Consider the following 16775-nt stretch of genomic DNA (forward strand, 5'->3'; position numbering starts at 1 on the left):
CCGGCGGAAGTTGCCGGGGACTGACCGTCCCCGGCCAGTCAAGCCGATGCGCCCGGCCTGCGCCAGGCGCTGCCGGATCAGTTGCCGAAATCCAGCGGCAGGCGGCGCGGCACGTACTGGCCGTGGCCCGGTGCCTCGGCGTCGCGCAGGGTGCGCCAGGTGTAGTCGAGCGCCGAGCGCACCGCGCTGGTCAGCTCTTCGCCGAGGGCCAGGCGGCCGGCCAGGGCGCTGGCCAGGGTGCAGCCGGAGCCGTGGTAGCTGCCCGGCAGGCGCACGCAGGTGAAGGTCCGGGCGCCGCCGTCCCGCGAGTACAGGCGGTTGTGCACCTCGCTCTCGTCGCCGTGGCCGCCGGTGATCAGCAGGTGCTCGCAGTGCTCGAGCAGCCGCTCGGCGCAGGCATCGGCGCTGCCTTCCGGCAGTTCGGCGAGCAGGCGCGCCTCCGGCAGGTTCGGGGTGGCGATGCGACAAAGCGGCAACAGGCGCTCGCGGATCGCCTGGCCGACCTCGTCCTTGCCCAGCGCGCCGCCACCGCCGGCGCGCAGCACCGGGTCGCAGACCAGCGGCACGCCGGGTAGGCGCCGGGCGATCGCGGCGACGGTGTCGACCATCTCCAGCGAGCCGAGCATGCCCAGCTTGATCGCGGCGACCGGCAGGTCGGCGATCACCGCCTCGGCCTGGGCCAGCACCCAGGCCGGCTCGAGCACGCGGAAATCGCTGACGTTGCAGGTGTCCTGCACGGTCAGCGCGGTGACCGCCGGCGCGGCGTGGCAGCCCTGGGCGAGCAGGGCCTCGATGTCCGCCTGCAGGCCGGCGCCGCCACTGGGATCGTGGCCGGACAGGCAGAGGACGACGGGACGGGAGTTCGGCATGTTCATGGCGTGCGAGCTTACCACTAATCGCCCGGGCCGAACTCCCGTCGGATGCGTCCGCCGCGCGGCATCCCGCGTGCTTCACTCAACGGGGCAAACGCCCGCCGAGGACCGCCCCCATGGACCTGCACCAGTACGCCGAAACCCACGAGGTGACCAACCAGGTGCCGCCCCTGGACGGCGCCAACCTCTACCGCATCGACCGGCCGCTGCAGGAATGGCTGTGCCGCTACGACGGCGACTGGGCGGACCGGCAGCTGGAGGCCTACGGCGCGCTGGCCGGCGGGCCGCTGCTGGCGGCGGGTTTCGCCGCCAACGAGAACCGGCCGGTGCTGCGCAGCCACGACCGCTACGGCCATCGCATCGACCAGGTGGACTTCCACCCCGCCTATCATGAGCTGATGGCCACGGCCATCGACCACGGCCTGCCGGCGCTGCCCTGGCGCGAGCCGCGCCCCGGCGCCCAGGTGGCCCGCGCCGGGCTGATGTACCTGCACAACCAGGTCGAGGCCGGCAGCGCCTGCCCGCTGACCATGACCTTCGCCAGCGTGGCGGCGCTGCGCCAGCAGCCGGAGATCGCCGAGCGCTGGCTGCCCAAGGTGCTGGCCGGCGACTACGATCCGCGCAACCTGCCGATGGAGCGCAAGAGCGGCGTCACCCTCGGCATGGCGATGACCGAGAAGCAGGGCGGCACCGACGTGCGCGCCAACACCACCCGCGCCTGGCCGGTCGGCGCCGCGGGGCCGGGACAGGCCTACGAACTGCTCGGCCACAAGTGGTTCTGCTCGGCGCCGATGAGCGACGCCTTCCTGACCCTGGCCTGGAGCGACGGCGGGCTGTCCTGCTTCCTGCTGCCGCGCCACCGCCCGGACGGCGGACGCAACCAGCTGTACATCCAGCGCCTGAAGAACAAGCTGGGCAACTGGTCGAACGCCTCCGCCGAGGTGGAGTACCGCGGCGCCCTGGCCTGGATGATCGGCGAGGAGGGGCGCGGCGTGAGCACCATCCTGGAGATGGTCGGCCTGACCCGCTTCGACTGCATGATCGGCTCCAGCGCGCTGATGCGCCAGGCGCTGACCCAGGCGCTGCACCATTGCGCGCACCGCCTGGTCGGCGGCCAGGTGCTGATCGAGCATGCGCTGATGCAGAACGTGCTGGCCGACCTGGCCCTGGAGAGCGAGGCCGCGCTGGCCCTCACCCTGCGCCTGGCGCGGGCGCTGGACCACGGCGAGGACGAACGCGAGCGGCTGCTCGCCCGGCTGCTCACCGCGATCGGCAAGTACTGGATCTGCAAGCGCGCCCCGGAAATGATCGGCGAGGCCGCCGAGTGCCTGGGCGGCGCCGGCTACGTCGAGGAGGGCATCCTGCCGCGGCTGTACCGCGAGGCGCCGGTCAACTCGATCTGGGAGGGCTCGGGCAACGTGCAGTGCCTGGACGTGCTGCGCGTGCTCGGCAAGGAGCCGGAGGCGCTGGAGGCGCTGTTCGACGAGCTGGACGGCGGCCACGGCGATGCGCGGCTCAAGGCGCGCATCGAATGGCTGCGCAAGGCGCTGGCCGACCGCACCGAGATCCACTACTGCGCCCGGCGGCTGGTCGAGGAACTGGCCGTGACCCTGCAGGCCGGGCTGCTGCTGGAGGCCGGCAACGCGGCGGTATCGGACGCCTTCATCCACAGCCGCCTCGGCGAGGGCGGTCGGGTCTACGGCACCCTGCCGCGCGGCCTGGACGTGGCCGGGCTGCTGGCGCGCAGCGCGCCGCAGCTCGGTTAGTTTCAGGCCTCGAGGAACAGCATCTGCGGCGGCTCGTGCATCAGAAAATGCTGGTGCGAGATGTTCCAGGCGTAGGCGCCGGCCAGGGTGAACACCAAGAGGTCGCCGACCGCCAGGGCGGCCACCGGCTGCTGGCGGGCCAGCATGTCCTTGGGCGTGCACAGCTGGCCGACCAGGGTCACCGGCTGGTTCTCCAGCTCGGCCGGTCGTTCGCCGCGGACCACCACGAAGGGATGGTCGTGGCCCTGGGCCGCCGGGGTGCGGAAGTGGTGGGTGCCGCCGCGGGCCACGGCGAAGTACTGGCCGTGGTTGCGCTTGATGTCCAGCACCTCCATCAGGTAGTAGCCGCAGGCGGCGCTGAGGAAGCGGCCGATCTCGAAGCGGATGCGCGTCCCGGCCATGCCTTCCTCGGCGATCAATGCGGCAAGCCCCGCGCAGAAGCCCGGCCAGTCGAAGGAGCGGGCGTGGTCCTGGTAGTTGATGCCCATGCCGCCGCCGACGTTGAGCAGTTCCAGCTCCAGGCCGTGGCGCGCGTTCAGCTGGCGGAAGCAGCGGAAGTAGCTGCGCATCAGCTGCAGGTGGGCGGCGCTGTCCAGCTGGTGGGAGAGCAGGTGGAAGTGCAGGCCCTGAAGCTTCAGCCAGGGCTCGCCGGCGAGCAGTGCCAGGGCTTCGTCGAGGGCCTCCTCGTCGAGGCCGAAGGGCGTCGGCTTGCCGCCCATCACCAGGCGGCTGTCCGGCGCCTCGTCGAGCTTGAGGTTGAGCCGCAGCAGCACCGGGGCCGGACGGCCGTGGGCCCTGGCGACGACCGCCAGACGGCGCAGCTCGCCGAGGCTCTCGACGTGAAAGGCGGAGATCCCGCAGTCCATGGCGGCGGCCAGCTCGCTGTCCAGCTTGCCGGGGCCGCCGAAGATCAGCGGCTTGTCCGGATGACACTCGTGGAGCCAGCGCAGCTCGCCGCCGGAGGCCGCCTCGAAGCCGTCGACCCAGGGCGCCAGGGTGCGCAGGATCGGCGCCTCGGGGTTGGCCTTGGCGGCGTAGAACAGCTCGCAGCCGGCCGGCAGCGCCTCGCGCAGGGCGCGGGCATGGCGCGCCAGCGCCGGCAGGTCGTAGAGGTAGGCGCACAGCGGCTCGGAGCGGGAGCGGCGCAGCTCGGCGATGGCCTGCTGGACGGACGCGGGCAGGCTCATCGGCACTCTCCACAGCAGGCCGCGGTCAGCGGATTGGGCAGGGCGGTGTAGCCGGCCTCGCGGTCGGCCTTCATCAGCAGGCGGGTCATGAAGTTCTCCTTGCTCGGCAGGGGCGCGCCGGCGCACAGCTCGCGCAGCGCCTGCGGCTCGCCGAGCGGCGCGCGCTGCGCTTCGAGGAGGTCGGCGATCTCGCGCCACAGGCGCTTCTCCAGCGCCGCGTCGCCGTTGGCCACATGGAACACCGCCTCGCCGAGGTTGTTGACCAGGGCGCAGTAGGCGACCCGTTTCCAGGCCTTGTCGGCGTCGTAGTGGAGCGAGGCGCGGGTGCGTTCGTCGAGGTGGGCCAGGCGCTCGGCCGGCCAGTGTTCGGGAACCAGCTTGGTGCCTTCCAGATCGCGGATCCACACCCGGCAGGGCAGGCCCTGGGCGTCGAGGCCGAGCAGGGTGTTCTGCAGGTGCGGCTCGAGCACCACGCCGTGGCGGAACAGGCAGTGCAGCGAGCCGCCGAGCAGCAGCCCGGCATAGGCGCGCAGCCAGCGCACGGCGGCTTCGGCCTGGTCGACGCCGAGCTGCGCCGCGCAGTGGGTGACCAGGGATTGGCAGGCGCTGATGCCGTCCAGGGTCCAGGTGAACAGGGCCATGGCGACCCGCGGCTGGTAGCGCGTGCGGCTGGCCTCGTCGAGATTCTGCCGGTAGAGGATGCCGAAGCACTCGGTGACCTCGCGGGCCTCCTCCGCGCTGCCGTAGGCGGACAGGTCCAGGGTGCTGGCGGCCGGCTCGGGCATCAGCGCGAAGCCCGGCTGGCTCTCGCCCAGCTCGCTCATCAGCGGGCCGAGCAGGCGGGTCAGGGCCACCGCGCTGTCCAGCTCGTACCAGGCGTTCTTGCGCACGCAGTTGGTCAGCCGCACGTGGATCGAGAACTTCAGGAAATGGCTCAGCGCCGGATGGTAGAGGGTGCGCACCGAGGAGGTCGGGTAGAGCGCCAGGCCCTGCGGGCCGAGATATTCGAGCAGGCCGAGGTCGCGCACCCGCTGGACCAGCGGATCGGCCAGCACCCGGGAAACCTCCCAGGGGTGGCAGGGGTAGAGATGGTCGGCGCCGGCGATCTGCGCGAGCAGGCCGCGCGGGTCGTCGCCCTGATGGCGGATCAGCGCGGGATCGACGCGGAACCAGTGCAGCGGGAACTGTGCGCCGACTTCCGGCGAGCAGGCCAGCAGGTCGGCCTCGGAGACGCCGTCGCGGCTTTTCGGCGTCGGGTGCAGGGCGTGGCCCCAGACTTGGCCCTGCTCGGAATGCAGCAGGGTGTCGGCGGGATCGTGGTTGGCCGCGCGGGCGTGGGTGAGAAAGGTGCGGGTGATGCGCAGGCTGTTGTCGATCTGCTCGAGCAGCTCGCCGTGGCGCTCCGGACCGTTCATCGGGGCGAGCAGCAGGCGCGCCAGCTCGGCGGCGTCCAGCGGCCGCCAGCCCTGGCCGTGGCCCTTGAAGTAGGGCGGGCTGACGAAGCGGCAGCGGCCGAGCACGCTGGTGCGGTCGGCGAGCAGCGCCAGGCGGCTGCCGTCGGCGAGCCGGATGCCGATGCAGCGGCCTTCGGCATGACGCAGGCCCATCGGCAGGTCTTGGGCCTGGCAGTCGAGGGTGGCCTCGCCGCGGGGCAGGGCGTACTCGCGCAGGTAGCAGTTGAGCAGGCAGTCGATGGCGTGGCGCTGGGCCTCGCCGTCCAGGGTGCGTTCGTGGGGGGAGCGGGCGACACGGATCATGGGGCAATCTCCGGCGAGCGTATGACTAGGGTCTGTTGATGTTTTGGAGCGAGCCGCGTTGCCGCGCCAAATGCCGCCAGGCAAGGCGCAGGGTGCCGGCAATGGTCATTCCCTTGCCAAGCCCTGCAACGCCGCATGGCGGCATTTGCCGCGCAACCCGAAGGGACGGGGCCCGTCTGGCGCAGCACGGCGTCTCTCGTCGTTCATTTGGAGTGACCAAACTTCTCTCCTCGTTCCTTGTTCTGCGCCAGACGGGCCTCCGTCGCGGTCTGCGCCAAAACGTCAACAGACCCTAGAGGGGAGGCCACGGCCAGCGCGGCGAGCGCGGCCAGGCAGGCGATCAGGAAGGGCATGGCGATGCCGTAGTGCTGGCAGGCCAGGCCGGCGACCAGGCCGGCGGCGGTGCCGGCCCACTTGCCGCTGGCATCGAACCAGCCGAACAGCCGGCCGGCGCCGCCGGCGCGGCGCCGCGCGGCGAGGCAGCGGTGCAGGCCGACGAAGGCGAGCAGCATGCCCAGCCCGGCGAGCAGGCGCAGGGCGAACAAGAGTTCGGCCGGCAGGCGCAGGAACTGCAGCAGGTTGCCCAGCGCCAGCAGGGCGAGCCCGGCCGGCAGCAGCGGGCCGCTCCTGCGCTGGACCCAGGGCAGGGCGAGCAGGTAGACCAGGTGCGGCAGGCTGTAGAGCAGGCCGATCAGCGCGTCGTTGGCGATTCCCAGGGCCTCGCCGTAGGGCACGAAGTAGGGGAAGGTCACCACCATGGCGAAGCTGAACAGGAACTGCACGGCGAGCAGGCGCAGCAGGTCCGCCGGCAGCTCGCCGGCCTCCGGCTTGCCGTCCGCGCTCCGCACCGGGGCGCGTGGCGCATCGGCCGGCAGCGGCAGGACCAGCAGGAAGGCGGCGAGCGGCAGCCAGACCAGGTAGCGGTACATCTCGATGCCCAGACCGGCGCCGGCCAGCAGGCCGACCAGCACCGGGCCGCTGAGCATCGCCAGGCGCGCCGAGTACTGGGTCAGGTTGAGGGCGCGCGACAGGCCTTCGCCGTCGAGCTGGCTCGCCAGGTAGGCGTTCGACGCCGCCATGGCGCCGCCGAAGGTGCCCTGGACAATCAGCGCGAGGATGAAGACCGCAAGGTTCGGGCTGAACCCGGCGAGCAGGAAGCCGGCGGCGAGCCCGGCGTGGGCGCGCAGCAGCGACAGCCGGCAGCCGTGGCGGTCGGCCAGGCGGCCCCAGAGCGGCGCCGCCAGCGCGGTGCACAGCGTCGGCAGCACGTAGAGCGCGCCGATGCTCCAGGTCGGCGCCGCGCTGCCGAGGTCGGCGAGGATGCGCGGCAGGAACAGCGGCGCACCCAGGGCGGTGAAGGCCGACAGGTAGTGGCCGAGCAGGACGCTGGCGGTCAGGCGCCGGGACATGGGGCCGCATCCAGCAGGAAGTTCGCCGCACTGTAGCCGTAGAACTTGTTGATGTCCGCCGCGCCGGAGTACTCCTTGCTGAACAGGCTGCCGGCGCTGAGCAGGTACTTCACCGGCAGTTTCGGGCTGTCGAGCAGGAAGCGGCGCGCCTCGTCGACCGCCACGCCCTCGCCCTCCAGCGCATCGAGACAGGCGCGCAGGCGCTCGCGCAGGCAGGCGTAGAGCGCCTCGCGCCCGGCCAGGCCGGCCGCGGCGATGGCTTCCAGCGGCGCGACGATGTTCAGCTGCAGGGTGATGGTGCAGAACATCTCCGCCAGCGGCTGCACGCCGTCGACGCGGATCCGCTCGTCGCGCAGTTCGGCCAGGCGCGGCGCCAGGTCCGGGCAGGCGGCGGCGAAGCGCGACGGCCAGAGCCGCGCGGCGTCGTTGTCCTTCATCAGCAGCTGCAGCGGGCGGCCGGGCTCGAAGAGCAGCACGGCGTTCTGCTGGTTGGCTTCCAGGGCGATGCCGTAGCGCAGCCAGAGGCGCAGGTGCACGGCGAGCAGCAGGTCGAGGTAGGCCTGCCACCAGGCCAGCAGATCGCCGCCGTGGAAGCGCTCGGCCAGCGCCGCGACCAGCAGCCGGCCATCGGGCAGGCGGCTGGCCAGGGCGGCGACCGGCACCAGGCTGGCCTGCTCCAGGCCCGCCGGGTAGCGGCGCAGGATGTAGGCCAGGTGGCGCTCGCCGGCGGCATGCCCGCCGTGCTGCTCGTCGACGTGCACATAGCGCGTGCCGAGCTGGCCGTCGCGGGCGGCGAGATCTTCGAGGACGGTCTGGAACCAGTGGCCGTCGTACAGGGTGCTCGGCTTGATCAGGCGCAGGTTGCGCGCGCCGAGGGTGCGCACCAGGAGCGGCAGTTTGATGTGGCAGCGCGGGTCCTCGACGCACAGCACGGTGCGCACCGAGAGGGTCGGTTCCACTTCCAGGGCGCTCTCCGGTGCGCGCAGGCAGCCTTCCGGCAAGCCGTGGGCGTCCAGCTCGGGCCAGGTCAGCGGATGCACCGGCAGCAGGGCGTGGCTGGCCTCCAGCGCCGGGTCCAGGCCGACCTCGGCGAAGCCCGGCCAGAGCGCGGGCGGCGTGCTGGTCCGTTCGAGGAGCGCCCTGGGCACCGCCAGCCAGTGGAGGCGAAAGCGCGGTGCGAACTCCGGGGCGTAGCCCTGCAGGGCCGTGGCGTCGAAGCCGCTCTTGGCCCGCGCGGTGGGGTAGAAGGGGTGGTCCAGGTAGCTGGCCAGGCGGTCGATGCCGAGCAGGCGCCGGCCCCAGTCGGGCTCGGCGAGAACCGCGCCCAGGTCAGCGGCGTGCGCGGCGTAGGCCTCGCGGCACAGGCGGCGGTGTTCGACTGCGCAGTCGGCTTCCGCGACGTAGTCGGCGAACAGCGCCAGGCTCTCGGCATCCAGGTCGGTGGCCAGGTGTTCGAGCCAGCGGCGGTAGCCCTGCTCCAGATGCACGCTGTCGCCCTGGCGGCGCAGCCAGCGGTCGCCGACCGCGCTCCAGTCCTGCAGCGGCGCGCCGCGGCGCACCGGCAGCCACAGTTCGCCGCAGCCTAGGTGCTCGATGCACAGCCAGTCCGGCTCCGCCGGCTGCGGCCAGTGGGCGGCCAGCTCCGCCGGCAGGGCGGCCGGCCGGGCCTGGCCGAGCAGCCCGCGGATGTCCTCGCGCAGGCAGCAGTCGAGGATGCGCTGGCCGATGGCCGCGCGGTCGTGATCCGTCATATCGAGGTTCATGCCAGCTCCCAGCGCAGGTCGCTGCGCGCGGCATCGAAGCGCGCCTGCAACGCGGCGTCGTCGGGGGCGATCAGGCGCAGCACGCCCAGGTAGTCCTTGTTCGAGTTGCTCAGGCGGATCTCCTCGCCGACTTCGCGCAACGCGCAGTAGTCGACCCAGTAGCCGTCGCCCTCGGCGCGGAAGCTCGGGCTGGCCGCCAGCAGGCGGCCGCCATGCAGGGCGACCAGGTAGTGCACCAGGGCCTCGGCGCTGCTGTTCTCGGTGTCGTCCAGCGGCTCGCCCAGGTGCAGGGCGAGGATGCGCTCGAACCAGCCCTGCGGCAGCAGGCGGTCGAGGAGGAACTCGCGGCCGTCGCCGATGCTGCGGTAGTTGATCTCCACCAGCACCGGGCCGTCGGCGGTGAGGATGAATTCGCTGTGGCAGACCCCGAAGTTGACGCCGAAGGCCGCCACCTGGGCCAGCGCCGCGTTGCGCGCGGCCCGCCCGACGGGACCGTTCCAGCGCGCTTCCAGTTCGACGAAGTGCGGCGGCGGCGAGAGGCTCACGTCGAAGCCGCCGATGGCCTGCAGGCGCTGGCCGTCGCCGAGGGTTTCCAGGGTGAACAGCGGGCCTTGCAGGTAGGCCTCGAGGAGCAGCGCGCGGTTCGGCTGGCGCTGCCAGAAGGCCTCGCAGTAGGCGGCCAGTTCGCCGGCGTTGCGGCACAGCTGCACGTCCAGGCTGGCGACGCCCTCGCGCGGCTTGGCCACCAGCGGGAAGGGGGCGTCCGCCGGCACTGCCATGCCGGGAGTGAGCACCTGGAACCAGGGGCCGGGCAGGCCGAGGCGCTGCAGGCGCTCGCGCATCTCCGCCTTGTTCTTCGCCGCGTGGCAGATCCGCCAGTCCTTGCCGGGGCAGTCGAAGGCCTCGGCCACCAGGGCGCAGCTGGTCTGCAGGTGGTCGCTGTTGGAGAACACCGCCCGCGGGCGCTGGCCGTGGGCGTGCAGCAGTTCGATCACCGCCATCGGGTTGAAGACGTCGCATTCGAGGATCTCCAGCCCGTCGACCGGAATCCCGGCGTCGGCCAGGTGGCGCCAGTGCCCCTGGGCATGGTCGGTGACGATCAGCAGCGGGTGCCCGCGCCGCTGTGCGGCAGGCAGGAAGCCTTCGCAGACGGCATGGGTGGCGACATGACTGAGAATGACGAAAGGCCTTTGCATGGGCGTTCTCCGGGCAGGAGCCGTCCGGCCGTGAGGCTGGACGGCGATGCCTGCAGTGCAGTTGGGGGAAGGGGAAGCTTAGAAGCGGTAGTTGGCCGCGACCGTGAAGGCGCGTCCGGGCCCCGGCTGGCGGCCCATGGGACTGGTGTCGATGCCGCGGAAGTAGTACTCGCGGCCAAACAGGTTGCTGACGCCGAGCGAGGTGGTCAGCTCGCTTTCCTTGAGCTTGAACTTGCGCTCCAGCGAGGTGTTCCAGATCCAGTAGGAGGGCAGCTCGCCGTAGGAGCCGGTGGCGTTCTCCTCGCGGTGGTTGGCGTCGTCCGAGTAGGCCTCGCTGACGTACAGGCCGTCCAGGGTGTAGGTCCAGCCCTCGGCGAAGCGCCAGCGGCCGTCGACGTTGAACTGGCTCTGCGAGGCGTAGGGCACCTCGTTGCCTTCATGCTGGCCGGTGCGGATCTTGGCGTCGAGGAAGGCGTAGCTGGCGTGCAGGTCGAGGTTGGGCATGGCCGCCGGGGTCCAGAACAGCTCGGTCTCGAAGCCCTGCTGGCGGGTGCTGCCGACGTTCTTCCAGGCGCCGTCCTGGAACACGATCTGGTCGTCGAAGTCGATGCGGTACAGGTTGAAGTCGTAGCGCAGGTTCGGCAGGGGCGTATAGCGGAAGCCGGCCTCGTAGTTCCAGGCGACCTCGGAGCTGACGTCGCCGTCATAGACGATGGTGGTGATCTGCGGCACGCGCAGCGAGCGCTGGGCGTTGGCGAAGAGGAACCAGTCGTCGGTGATCTGGTAGCCCACGGTCAGGCCGGGCAGCCATTCGTCGTCGAGGTTCTCGGTCTTCTTGCCGCTGACCGCGTCCGAATAGTCCTGGTGCACGCGTTCGTGGCGGATGCCGGGGGTGACGGTCAGGCGGCCGTCGAGCATGCTGATGGCGTTGCTGATGTAGGTGGCCTTGCCTTCGGTGTCGAAGTCCCAGTCGCGGACGGTGGTCACCGAGCCGGTCTTCAGGTCTTCCCGGTAGACCTCGAATTCGGTGTCTTCGCGGACGTAGCGGCCGCCGATCAGCCAGGTCTGGTTCACCTTGTCGCCGTAGATGGTGAAGCTCACGCGCGGCTCGAGTCCCCAGACCTTGTAGTCGCGGGGCGCGTCCTGCTCGTAGGCCGGCGGATTGGCCGGGTTGAAGGTGCGCTTGGAGTCCAGGCCGACATAGAAGTTGCGGTAGTCGTGGTGGCCGAAGCTGGTGAAGCTGAACTCCACGTCGTCGGCGAAGCCGATGCTGCCCAGGTACTGCTTGTAGGTGCCCCACAGGCGGTCGGTGTCGCCCTCGAAGCGGTCGAGGGGGCGGGTCGAGTCGCGGCGGTCGTCGTTGTAGTCGTCCTTGCTGAGGGCGCCGGCCAGCTCCATGTCGGCGTCGTAGCGCTGGACGCCGAAGCTCAGGCTGCGGTTCTCGTCGATGTCCCACTGGCCGCGCAGGCGGATGTTCTCGACGTCGGTGTCGGAGTTGTCGCGCTCGTAGTGGCCGCTCTTGGTGTTGTACTCGAAGAACAGGCCGAGGCTGTCGGTGACCTGGCCGCCGGTGCTGAAGTAGGTGTCGTACAGCTGGTGGCCGCCTTCGTAGAAGGTGATGCGCTCGGCGAGGTTGTGCTCCCACTTCTTGGGAATCGGCTTGCTGATGAAGTTGATCACCCCGCCGACGTTGTTCGGGCCGTACTGCACCGCGGCGCCGCCGCGCACGATGTCGATCCGCTCGACGGTCGCCAGGGTCTGCGGGAACAGCGACAGGCTGGTCTGGCCGTAGGGCGACAGGGACAGCGGGATACCGTCGGAGAGCACCTGCACGCGACCGCTGCGGCTCTCGTAGAGGCCGCGCACGGAGATCTGCGGCAGCACGCCGGTGCCGGTCTCGTCGAAGATCTTCACACCCGGCACGCGCTGCAGCGCGTCGTCCAGGCCGCGCACGCTGGCTTTCTCCAGGTCCTCGGCCTTGACCACGCTGCGGCTGCCCGAGTAGGTGCGGACTTCCTCGTCGGTGGCCTGGCCGAGCACGTCGCCCTTGATCACGGTGGCAGAGAGCGAGACCTTCTCCTCCTTGGAGGCCTCGTTTTCCTGGCGCTCCTCGGCGAGCGCGGGTTGAGCCAGCGCCACGGCCACAGCCAGCAGGCTGAAGGGCCAGCTGAACTGGCGAGTGTTGGTTTTCATGGATGGTCGGACTTCTGTGGGTTAATGGAAACTGTTCAGGCGACTCTTCAGCGCGGCGAGCAGCAGGCCGCGGTCTTCGCCGGCGAGGAAGCTCCTGATGCCCTGGCCGCGCCAGTGGCGGATCTGTTCGGGGGTGCGCGGGTTGGCGCAGAAGGGCACACCGGCGGCGGCGCAGGCGGCGGCCATCGACTGCAGCGCTTCCCAGACCTGCGGATGGGTCGGATCGGGGCCGAGCCCGAGGTCGAGGGACAGGTCGAGGGCGCCTTCGAGGATCATGCCGACCCCCGGCAGGGCGAGAATCTCCGGCAGGGCGGCGAGGCCGGCGGCGCTTTCGATCATCGGCACGATGCGCGGCTCGCCGTTGGCCAGTTCGATGTAGTCCGGCAGCGCCAGGCTGCCAAAGCCGGTGACCCGTCCGCCGCTGATGCCGCGCCGGCCGCGGGGCGGGAAACAGGCGGCGGCGATGGCCCGCTCGACTTCCGCGGCGCTTTCCACCCGCGGCAGCACGATGGCTTCGACGCCGGCGTCCAGGGCCCGGCCGATCAGCTTCTCGTCCACCTCGGGCAGGCGCAGCCAAGGCGCGATGCCGGCGCTTTCGCAGGCGCGCAGGCAGTGCATCAGCTCGTCGCCGGAGCGCAGCAGGTGCTCCATGTCGAGGATCACGAAGTGATAGCCGGCGGCGGCGATCATTTCGCAGAGCAGGGGGGAAGGCACCGAATTGAGCAAGCCAAAGACTTCGTCGCCCTGCCGCAGCCGGGCGAACACAACGGATTGTCTGAGCATCGTGTGTATGTATGTGTGTCTGCTGTATTAATGAGAATTGTTATTGTTTTGTAAGCTAAACGTCAAGGGTTCCGTTTCGTATTAATGGGCTAGACTGCAAATCGCCCGCCGGGCGACCGGCTAACGCCCGACAGGCAAATCCGGGCAAGATAGGCGGTGACAGAACGACAGAGAGTCCGATCGTGAATACCGACAGCGATGCCTTCATCGTCGCGGCCACCGCCGAGGAGGCGGTGGACCGCCTCGCCGCCCTGCACCTGCGCGCCACCTCCGCCCTGCGCCAGGCGCTCAAGCGCTACCTGACCGAGCGGGTCGAGCCGGATGCCGCACAGCGCCACCTGTTCCGCTATCCCGAGCTGCGCCTGACCCACCTGCCGCAGGGCCAGGTGCCCTCCACCATCCGTGCCTATGCCCGGGTCCAGGCCGCCGGCGTCTACAGCGCCACCGTGACCCAGCCGCAGGCCTTCCGCCGCTATCTGCTCGACCAGCTGCGCCCGCTGATGAACGACTTCAACGTGCAGGTCGAGGTCGGCGTGGGGATACAGGACATTCCCTATCCCTATGTGGTGGAGCAGGGCGACGAGCTGGGCGGCTCGGGGATCACCGCCGCCGAGCTGGCGCGGGTCTTCCCCAGCACCGACCTGGCCGCGGCCTCCGACGACGTCGCCGACGGCCTGCTCGCCTGGGCCGGTGCCGAGTCCTTCCCGCTGGCGCTGTTCGATGCGGCGCGGGTGGACTTCTCCCTGCGCCGCCTGGTGCACTACACCGGCAGCGACTGGCGCCACGTGCAGCCGTGGATCCTCTTGACCAACTACCACCGCTACGTCGACCAGTTCGTCCGCCACGGCCTCGAGCGGCTGCGCGAGGACGGCCGCTTCGTGCGCCTGGTGCTGCCGGGCAACGTGATCATCGAGCGCGGGACTTCCGAGGAGGACGCCCAGGCGGTGGCCGACGCGGTGGTCTGGCACCGCTACCAGATGCCGGCCTACCACCTGATCGCCGAGGACGGCCACGGCATCACCCTAGTGAACATCGGCGTCGGCCCATCGAACGCGAAGAACATCACCGACCACCTGGCGGTGCTGCGCCCGCACTGCTGGCTGATGATCGGCCACTGCGGCGGCCTGCGGCAGTCGCAGACCATCGGCGACTATGTGCTGGCGCACGCCTACATGCGCCGCGACGGCATCCTCGACCGGGTGCTGCCGCCGCACATTCCGCTGCCGGCGCTGGCCGAGGTGCAGCAGGCGCTGCAGGAGGCCGCCGCGCAGGTCACCGGGGAGCAGGGCGAGGCCTTGAAGCGCCGCCTGCGCACCGGCACCGTGCTGACCTACGACGACCGCAACTGGGAGCTGCGCTGGGCCCAGGAGCGGCCGCTGATCAACCTCTCGCGGGCGGTGGCGGTGGACATGGAGAGCGGCACCATCGCCGCCCAGGGCTATCGCCTGCGGGTGCCCTACGGCACCCTGCTGTGCGTCTCGGACAAGCCGCTGCACAGCGAGATCAAGCTGCCCGGCGCGGCGAACGCCTTCTACGAGCGGGCGGTGAGCCAGCACCTGCGCATCGGCATCGCCGCCCTCGATCTGCTGCGCGGCCAGCTCGACACCCTGCACTCGCGCAAGCTGCGCAGCTTCGACGAGCCGCCGTTCCGCTGAGTGCCGCGGCCTGCCGCCGTAGGGTGGGTCGGGCCGCAGGCCGTACCCATCGACCGGCCGTCAGGCCGGCAATGGGGATGCCTGCCGGCATCCTTGGCGGGTTACGCCGCGTTGCGGCTAACCCGCCCTACGCACTGGCAGGTGGAAAAGACCTGCGGTCGTTTTCCACCATGCGCTGTTCAGGCGCTGCCGGCCACGCCGAGCATGCCCTGCCGCTCGATGAAGGCGATGATCGCGTCGAGGCCCTGGCCGGTCTTCTGGTTGCTGAACACGAACGGCCGCTCGCCGCGCATCTTGCGGGCGTCGCGCTCCATCACCTCCAGCGAGGCGCCGACCAGCGGCGCCAGGTCGATCTTGTTGATCACCAAGAGGTCCGACTTGCAGATCCCCGGGCCGCCCTTGCGCGGCAGCTTGTCGCCGGCGGAGACGTCGATCACGTAGAGGGTCAGGTCGGAGAGTTCCGGGCTGAAGGTGGCGGAGAGGTTGTCGCCGCCGGACTCGACGAGGATCAGCTCGAGGCCGGGGAAGCGGCGGTTGAGCTGGTCGACCGCCTCCAGGTTGATCGAGGCGTCCTCGCGGATCGCCGTGTGCGGGCAGCCGCCGGTTTCCACGCCGATGATCCGCTCCGGCGCCAGCGCCTCGTTGCGCACCAGAAACTCGGCGTCCTCCTGGGTGTAGATGTCGTTGGTCACCACGGCGAGGTTGTAGCGCTCGCGCAGGGCCCGGCACAGCGCCAGGGTCAGGGCGGTCTTGCCGGAACCGACCGGGCCGCCGATGCCGACGCGCAGGGGTTGGCTGTTCATTGTGGTTGTCTCCTGTCAGGAACGGAAAAGACGGCTGTACTGGCGCTCGTGGGCCATGCTGGCCAGGGCCAGGCCGAAGGCGGCGCTGCCCCAGTCGTCGGGCTCGCGCGCGCAGGTCGTGCGCTGCGCCTCGGACAGCGCCGGCAGCAGGGCCGAGGTCAGGCGCTGGGCGGCCTGCTGGCCGAGCGGCAGGGTCTTCATCAGCACCGCCAGCTGGTTCTCCAGCCAGCCCCACAGCCAGGCGGCGAGGGCGTCCGCAGGCGCGATGCCCCAGGCGCGCGCCGCCAGCGCCCAGGCCGGCGCCAGGCCGGGTTCGGCGATCCGTGCCAGGAAGCTGCGCGAGGGTGTGTCCAGCTCCGGCAGGTCCTCCAGCAGCTGGCGCAGGGAATAGCCCATCTGCCGGCTTTCCAGGTGCAGTTCGCGGGTTTCGCGGCTGGCGCGGTGGCGTTCGGCGAGTTCTTCCAGCCTCTCCCAGTCGCCATCCGCGGCGGCCGTGCACTGGGCCAGCAGCAGCGGCGCCTCGAAGCGGGCGAGGTTGAGCAGCAGCTGGTCTTCCAGCCAGCGCCGGGCGCTGGCGCTGTCATGCACCAGGCCCCGTTCGACGGCCAGCTCCAGGCCCTGGGAATAGCTGTAGCCGCCGATCGGCAGCTGCGGGCTGGCGAGTCTCAACAACGCCCAGGTCGCACTCATTTGCGTACGCCGAACTGGTGCAGCTTCGGCGCGTAGCTGAATTCGGCCTCGCCGGCGTGGGAGTGGTGGTGGCCGCCGCCGTAGGCGCCGTGTTCGGGCTGGAAGGGCGCCTCGATGGCCTCCACGCTGGCGCCGAGCTTGAGCAGCATGTCCTTCAGCACATAGTCGTCGAGCAGGCGCAGCCAGCCGTCGCCGAGCTGCAGGGCGACGTGGCGGTTGCCCAGGTGGTAGGCGGCGCGGGTCAGTTCGAAGGCGCTGGCGCAGGTGACGTGCAGCAGCTTTTCGGGACGGGCGCGGACGCGGACGACGCGGCCGTCGTCGGCCAGCAGGCAGTCGCCGTCGGCCAGGGGCGGCTGGCCGCGCTCGAGGAACAGGCCGACGTCCTCGCCGGCGCTGGTGAAGCAGCGCAGGCGGCTCTTGCTGCGCGCCTCGAAGGTCAGTTCCAGTTCGGCGTCCCAGGCGGGGCGCGGCGCGGTGCGTTGGCGAATCGTCAGCATGGGCGGATTCCGTCGGAGAGGCGGCCGGGGCCGGGCGCCGTTCGCGGGCGACAGGCGGTCATCGGCTGACTGTAGGGCCTGACGGCGCGTTTTTCTAGGTTCTGTTGACGTATCAGCGTAGCCATAGCAGAGCAGCCGCAAAGGCCAGCATTCCCTTGAAATGGCTGGCCTTCTTCTCATAACGTGTGGCGATCCGCCGGTAAT

Annotated in this window: 13 protein-coding genes; 2 read left to right on the forward strand and 11 right to left on the reverse strand. The window is 70.7% G+C overall.

Going from position 1 to position 16775, the window contains the following annotated elements; genetic code table 11:
- Positions 1-77: 77 nt before the first annotated feature.
- The gene (locus EV691_RS03905) at positions 78-875 is read right to left on the reverse strand and encodes a hydroxymethylpyrimidine/phosphomethylpyrimidine kinase (RefSeq protein ID WP_131298783.1); all 798 of its coding nucleotides are present in this window, start codon (positions 873-875) and stop codon (positions 78-80) included.
- Positions 876-988: 113 nt separating this feature from the next.
- On the opposite strand from EV691_RS03905, the gene EV691_RS03910 reads away from it, so the two are divergent.
- Positions 989-2638: an acyl-CoA dehydrogenase family protein gene (locus EV691_RS03910; protein ID WP_131298782.1), complete on the forward strand. Its 1650-nt coding sequence runs from the start codon at positions 989-991 to the stop codon at positions 2636-2638.
- A gap of 2 nt (positions 2639-2640) precedes the next feature.
- Here EV691_RS03910 and EV691_RS03915 read toward each other — a convergent pair whose 3' ends face one another.
- From EV691_RS03915 to EV691_RS03945, 7 genes are all read right to left on the reverse strand, one after another.
- A complete protein-coding gene (locus EV691_RS03915; protein ID WP_131298781.1) occupies positions 2641-3831 on the reverse strand; it encodes a type III PLP-dependent enzyme in 1191 nt (396 codons plus the stop codon).
- Positions 3822-5582 (reverse strand): IucA/IucC family protein, encoded by a 1761-nt coding sequence (locus EV691_RS03920; RefSeq protein WP_131298780.1) that lies wholly within the window; start codon positions 5580-5582, stop codon positions 3822-3824. Before EV691_RS03920 ends, EV691_RS03915 begins: the two co-directional genes overlap by 10 nt.
- Positions 5583-5785: 203 nt before the next feature.
- Complete coding sequence (locus tag EV691_RS03925) at positions 5786-6991, reverse strand: MFS transporter (protein ID WP_242672557.1); 1206 nt, start codon at positions 6989-6991, stop codon at positions 5786-5788.
- Entirely contained in the window at positions 6976-8754 is a 1779-nt protein-coding gene (locus EV691_RS03930) for an IucA/IucC family protein (protein WP_131298779.1), read from the reverse strand. The genes EV691_RS03925 and EV691_RS03930 overlap by 16 nt, the downstream gene beginning before the upstream one ends.
- A complete protein-coding gene (locus EV691_RS03935) occupies positions 8751-9950 on the reverse strand; it encodes an ATP-grasp domain-containing protein (RefSeq protein ID WP_131298778.1) in 1200 nt (399 codons plus the stop codon). The genes EV691_RS03930 and EV691_RS03935 overlap by 4 nt, the downstream gene beginning before the upstream one ends.
- A 78-nt stretch (positions 9951-10028) precedes the next feature.
- A complete protein-coding gene (locus EV691_RS03940) occupies positions 10029-12143 on the reverse strand; it encodes a TonB-dependent receptor family protein (RefSeq protein ID WP_131298777.1) in 2115 nt (704 codons plus the stop codon).
- A gap of 21 nt (positions 12144-12164) precedes the next feature.
- A complete protein-coding gene (locus EV691_RS03945) occupies positions 12165-12926 on the reverse strand; it encodes an HpcH/HpaI aldolase family protein (RefSeq protein ID WP_131298776.1) in 762 nt (253 codons plus the stop codon).
- A 182-nt stretch (positions 12927-13108) separates the two neighbouring features.
- On the opposite strand from EV691_RS03945, the gene amn reads away from it, so the two are divergent.
- Entirely contained in the window at positions 13109-14581 is a 1473-nt protein-coding gene (gene amn / locus EV691_RS03950; RefSeq protein WP_039805854.1) for an AMP nucleosidase, read from the forward strand.
- 179 nt (positions 14582-14760) lie between these two features.
- On the opposite strand, the gene ureG is transcribed toward amn, so the two are convergent.
- From ureG to ureE, 3 genes are read right to left on the reverse strand one after another with little or no spacing between them, the layout of a single operon-like run.
- Positions 14761-15384 (reverse strand): urease accessory protein UreG, encoded by a 624-nt coding sequence (gene ureG, locus EV691_RS03955; RefSeq protein WP_039805853.1) that lies wholly within the window; start codon positions 15382-15384, stop codon positions 14761-14763.
- 15 nt (positions 15385-15399) lie between these two features.
- Complete coding sequence (locus tag EV691_RS03960) at positions 15400-16074, reverse strand: urease accessory protein UreF (protein WP_131298775.1); 675 nt, start codon at positions 16072-16074, stop codon at positions 15400-15402.
- Complete coding sequence (gene ureE, locus EV691_RS03965) at positions 16071-16571, reverse strand: urease accessory protein UreE (RefSeq protein WP_089169147.1); 501 nt, start codon at positions 16569-16571, stop codon at positions 16071-16073. Before ureE ends, EV691_RS03960 begins: the two co-directional genes overlap by 4 nt.
- Between the last annotated feature and the right edge of the window lie 204 nt (positions 16572-16775).

Source organism: Azotobacter chroococcum (assembly GCF_004339665.1).
Classification (GTDB): Bacteria; Pseudomonadota; Gammaproteobacteria; order Pseudomonadales; family Pseudomonadaceae; genus Azotobacter; species Azotobacter chroococcum.

What these genes read in the sequence shown, in the direction of transcription:
- EV691_RS03905 (WP_131298783.1), bottom strand. Translation starts at nt 875, where the DNA reads ATGAACATGCCGAACTCCCGTCCCGTCGTCCTCTGCCTGTCCGGCCAC.
- EV691_RS03910 (WP_131298782.1), top strand. Translation starts at nt 989, where the DNA reads ATGGACCTGCACCAGTACGCCGAAACCCACGAGGTGACCAACCAGGTG.
- EV691_RS03920 (WP_131298780.1), bottom strand. Translation starts at nt 5,582, where the DNA reads ATGATCCGTGTCGCCCGCTCCCCCCACGAACGCACCCTGGACGGCGAG.
- EV691_RS03925 (WP_242672557.1), bottom strand. Translation starts at nt 6,991, where the DNA reads ATGTCCCGGCGCCTGACCGCCAGCGTCCTGCTCGGCCACTACCTGTCG.
- EV691_RS03930 (WP_131298779.1), bottom strand. Translation starts at nt 8,754, where the DNA reads ATGAACCTCGATATGACGGATCACGACCGCGCGGCCATCGGCCAGCGC.
- EV691_RS03935 (WP_131298778.1), bottom strand. Translation starts at nt 9,950, where the DNA reads ATGCAAAGGCCTTTCGTCATTCTCAGTCATGTCGCCACCCATGCCGTC.
- EV691_RS03940 (WP_131298777.1), bottom strand. Translation starts at nt 12,143, where the DNA reads ATGAAAACCAACACTCGCCAGTTCAGCTGGCCCTTCAGCCTGCTGGCT.
- EV691_RS03945 (WP_131298776.1), bottom strand. Translation starts at nt 12,926, where the DNA reads ATGCTCAGACAATCCGTTGTGTTCGCCCGGCTGCGGCAGGGCGACGAA.
- ureG (WP_039805853.1), bottom strand. Translation starts at nt 15,384, where the DNA reads ATGAACAGCCAACCCCTGCGCGTCGGCATCGGCGGCCCGGTCGGTTCC.
- EV691_RS03960 (WP_131298775.1), bottom strand. Translation starts at nt 16,074, where the DNA reads ATGAGTGCGACCTGGGCGTTGTTGAGACTCGCCAGCCCGCAGCTGCCG.
- ureE (WP_089169147.1), bottom strand. Translation starts at nt 16,571, where the DNA reads ATGCTGACGATTCGCCAACGCACCGCGCCGCGCCCCGCCTGGGACGCC.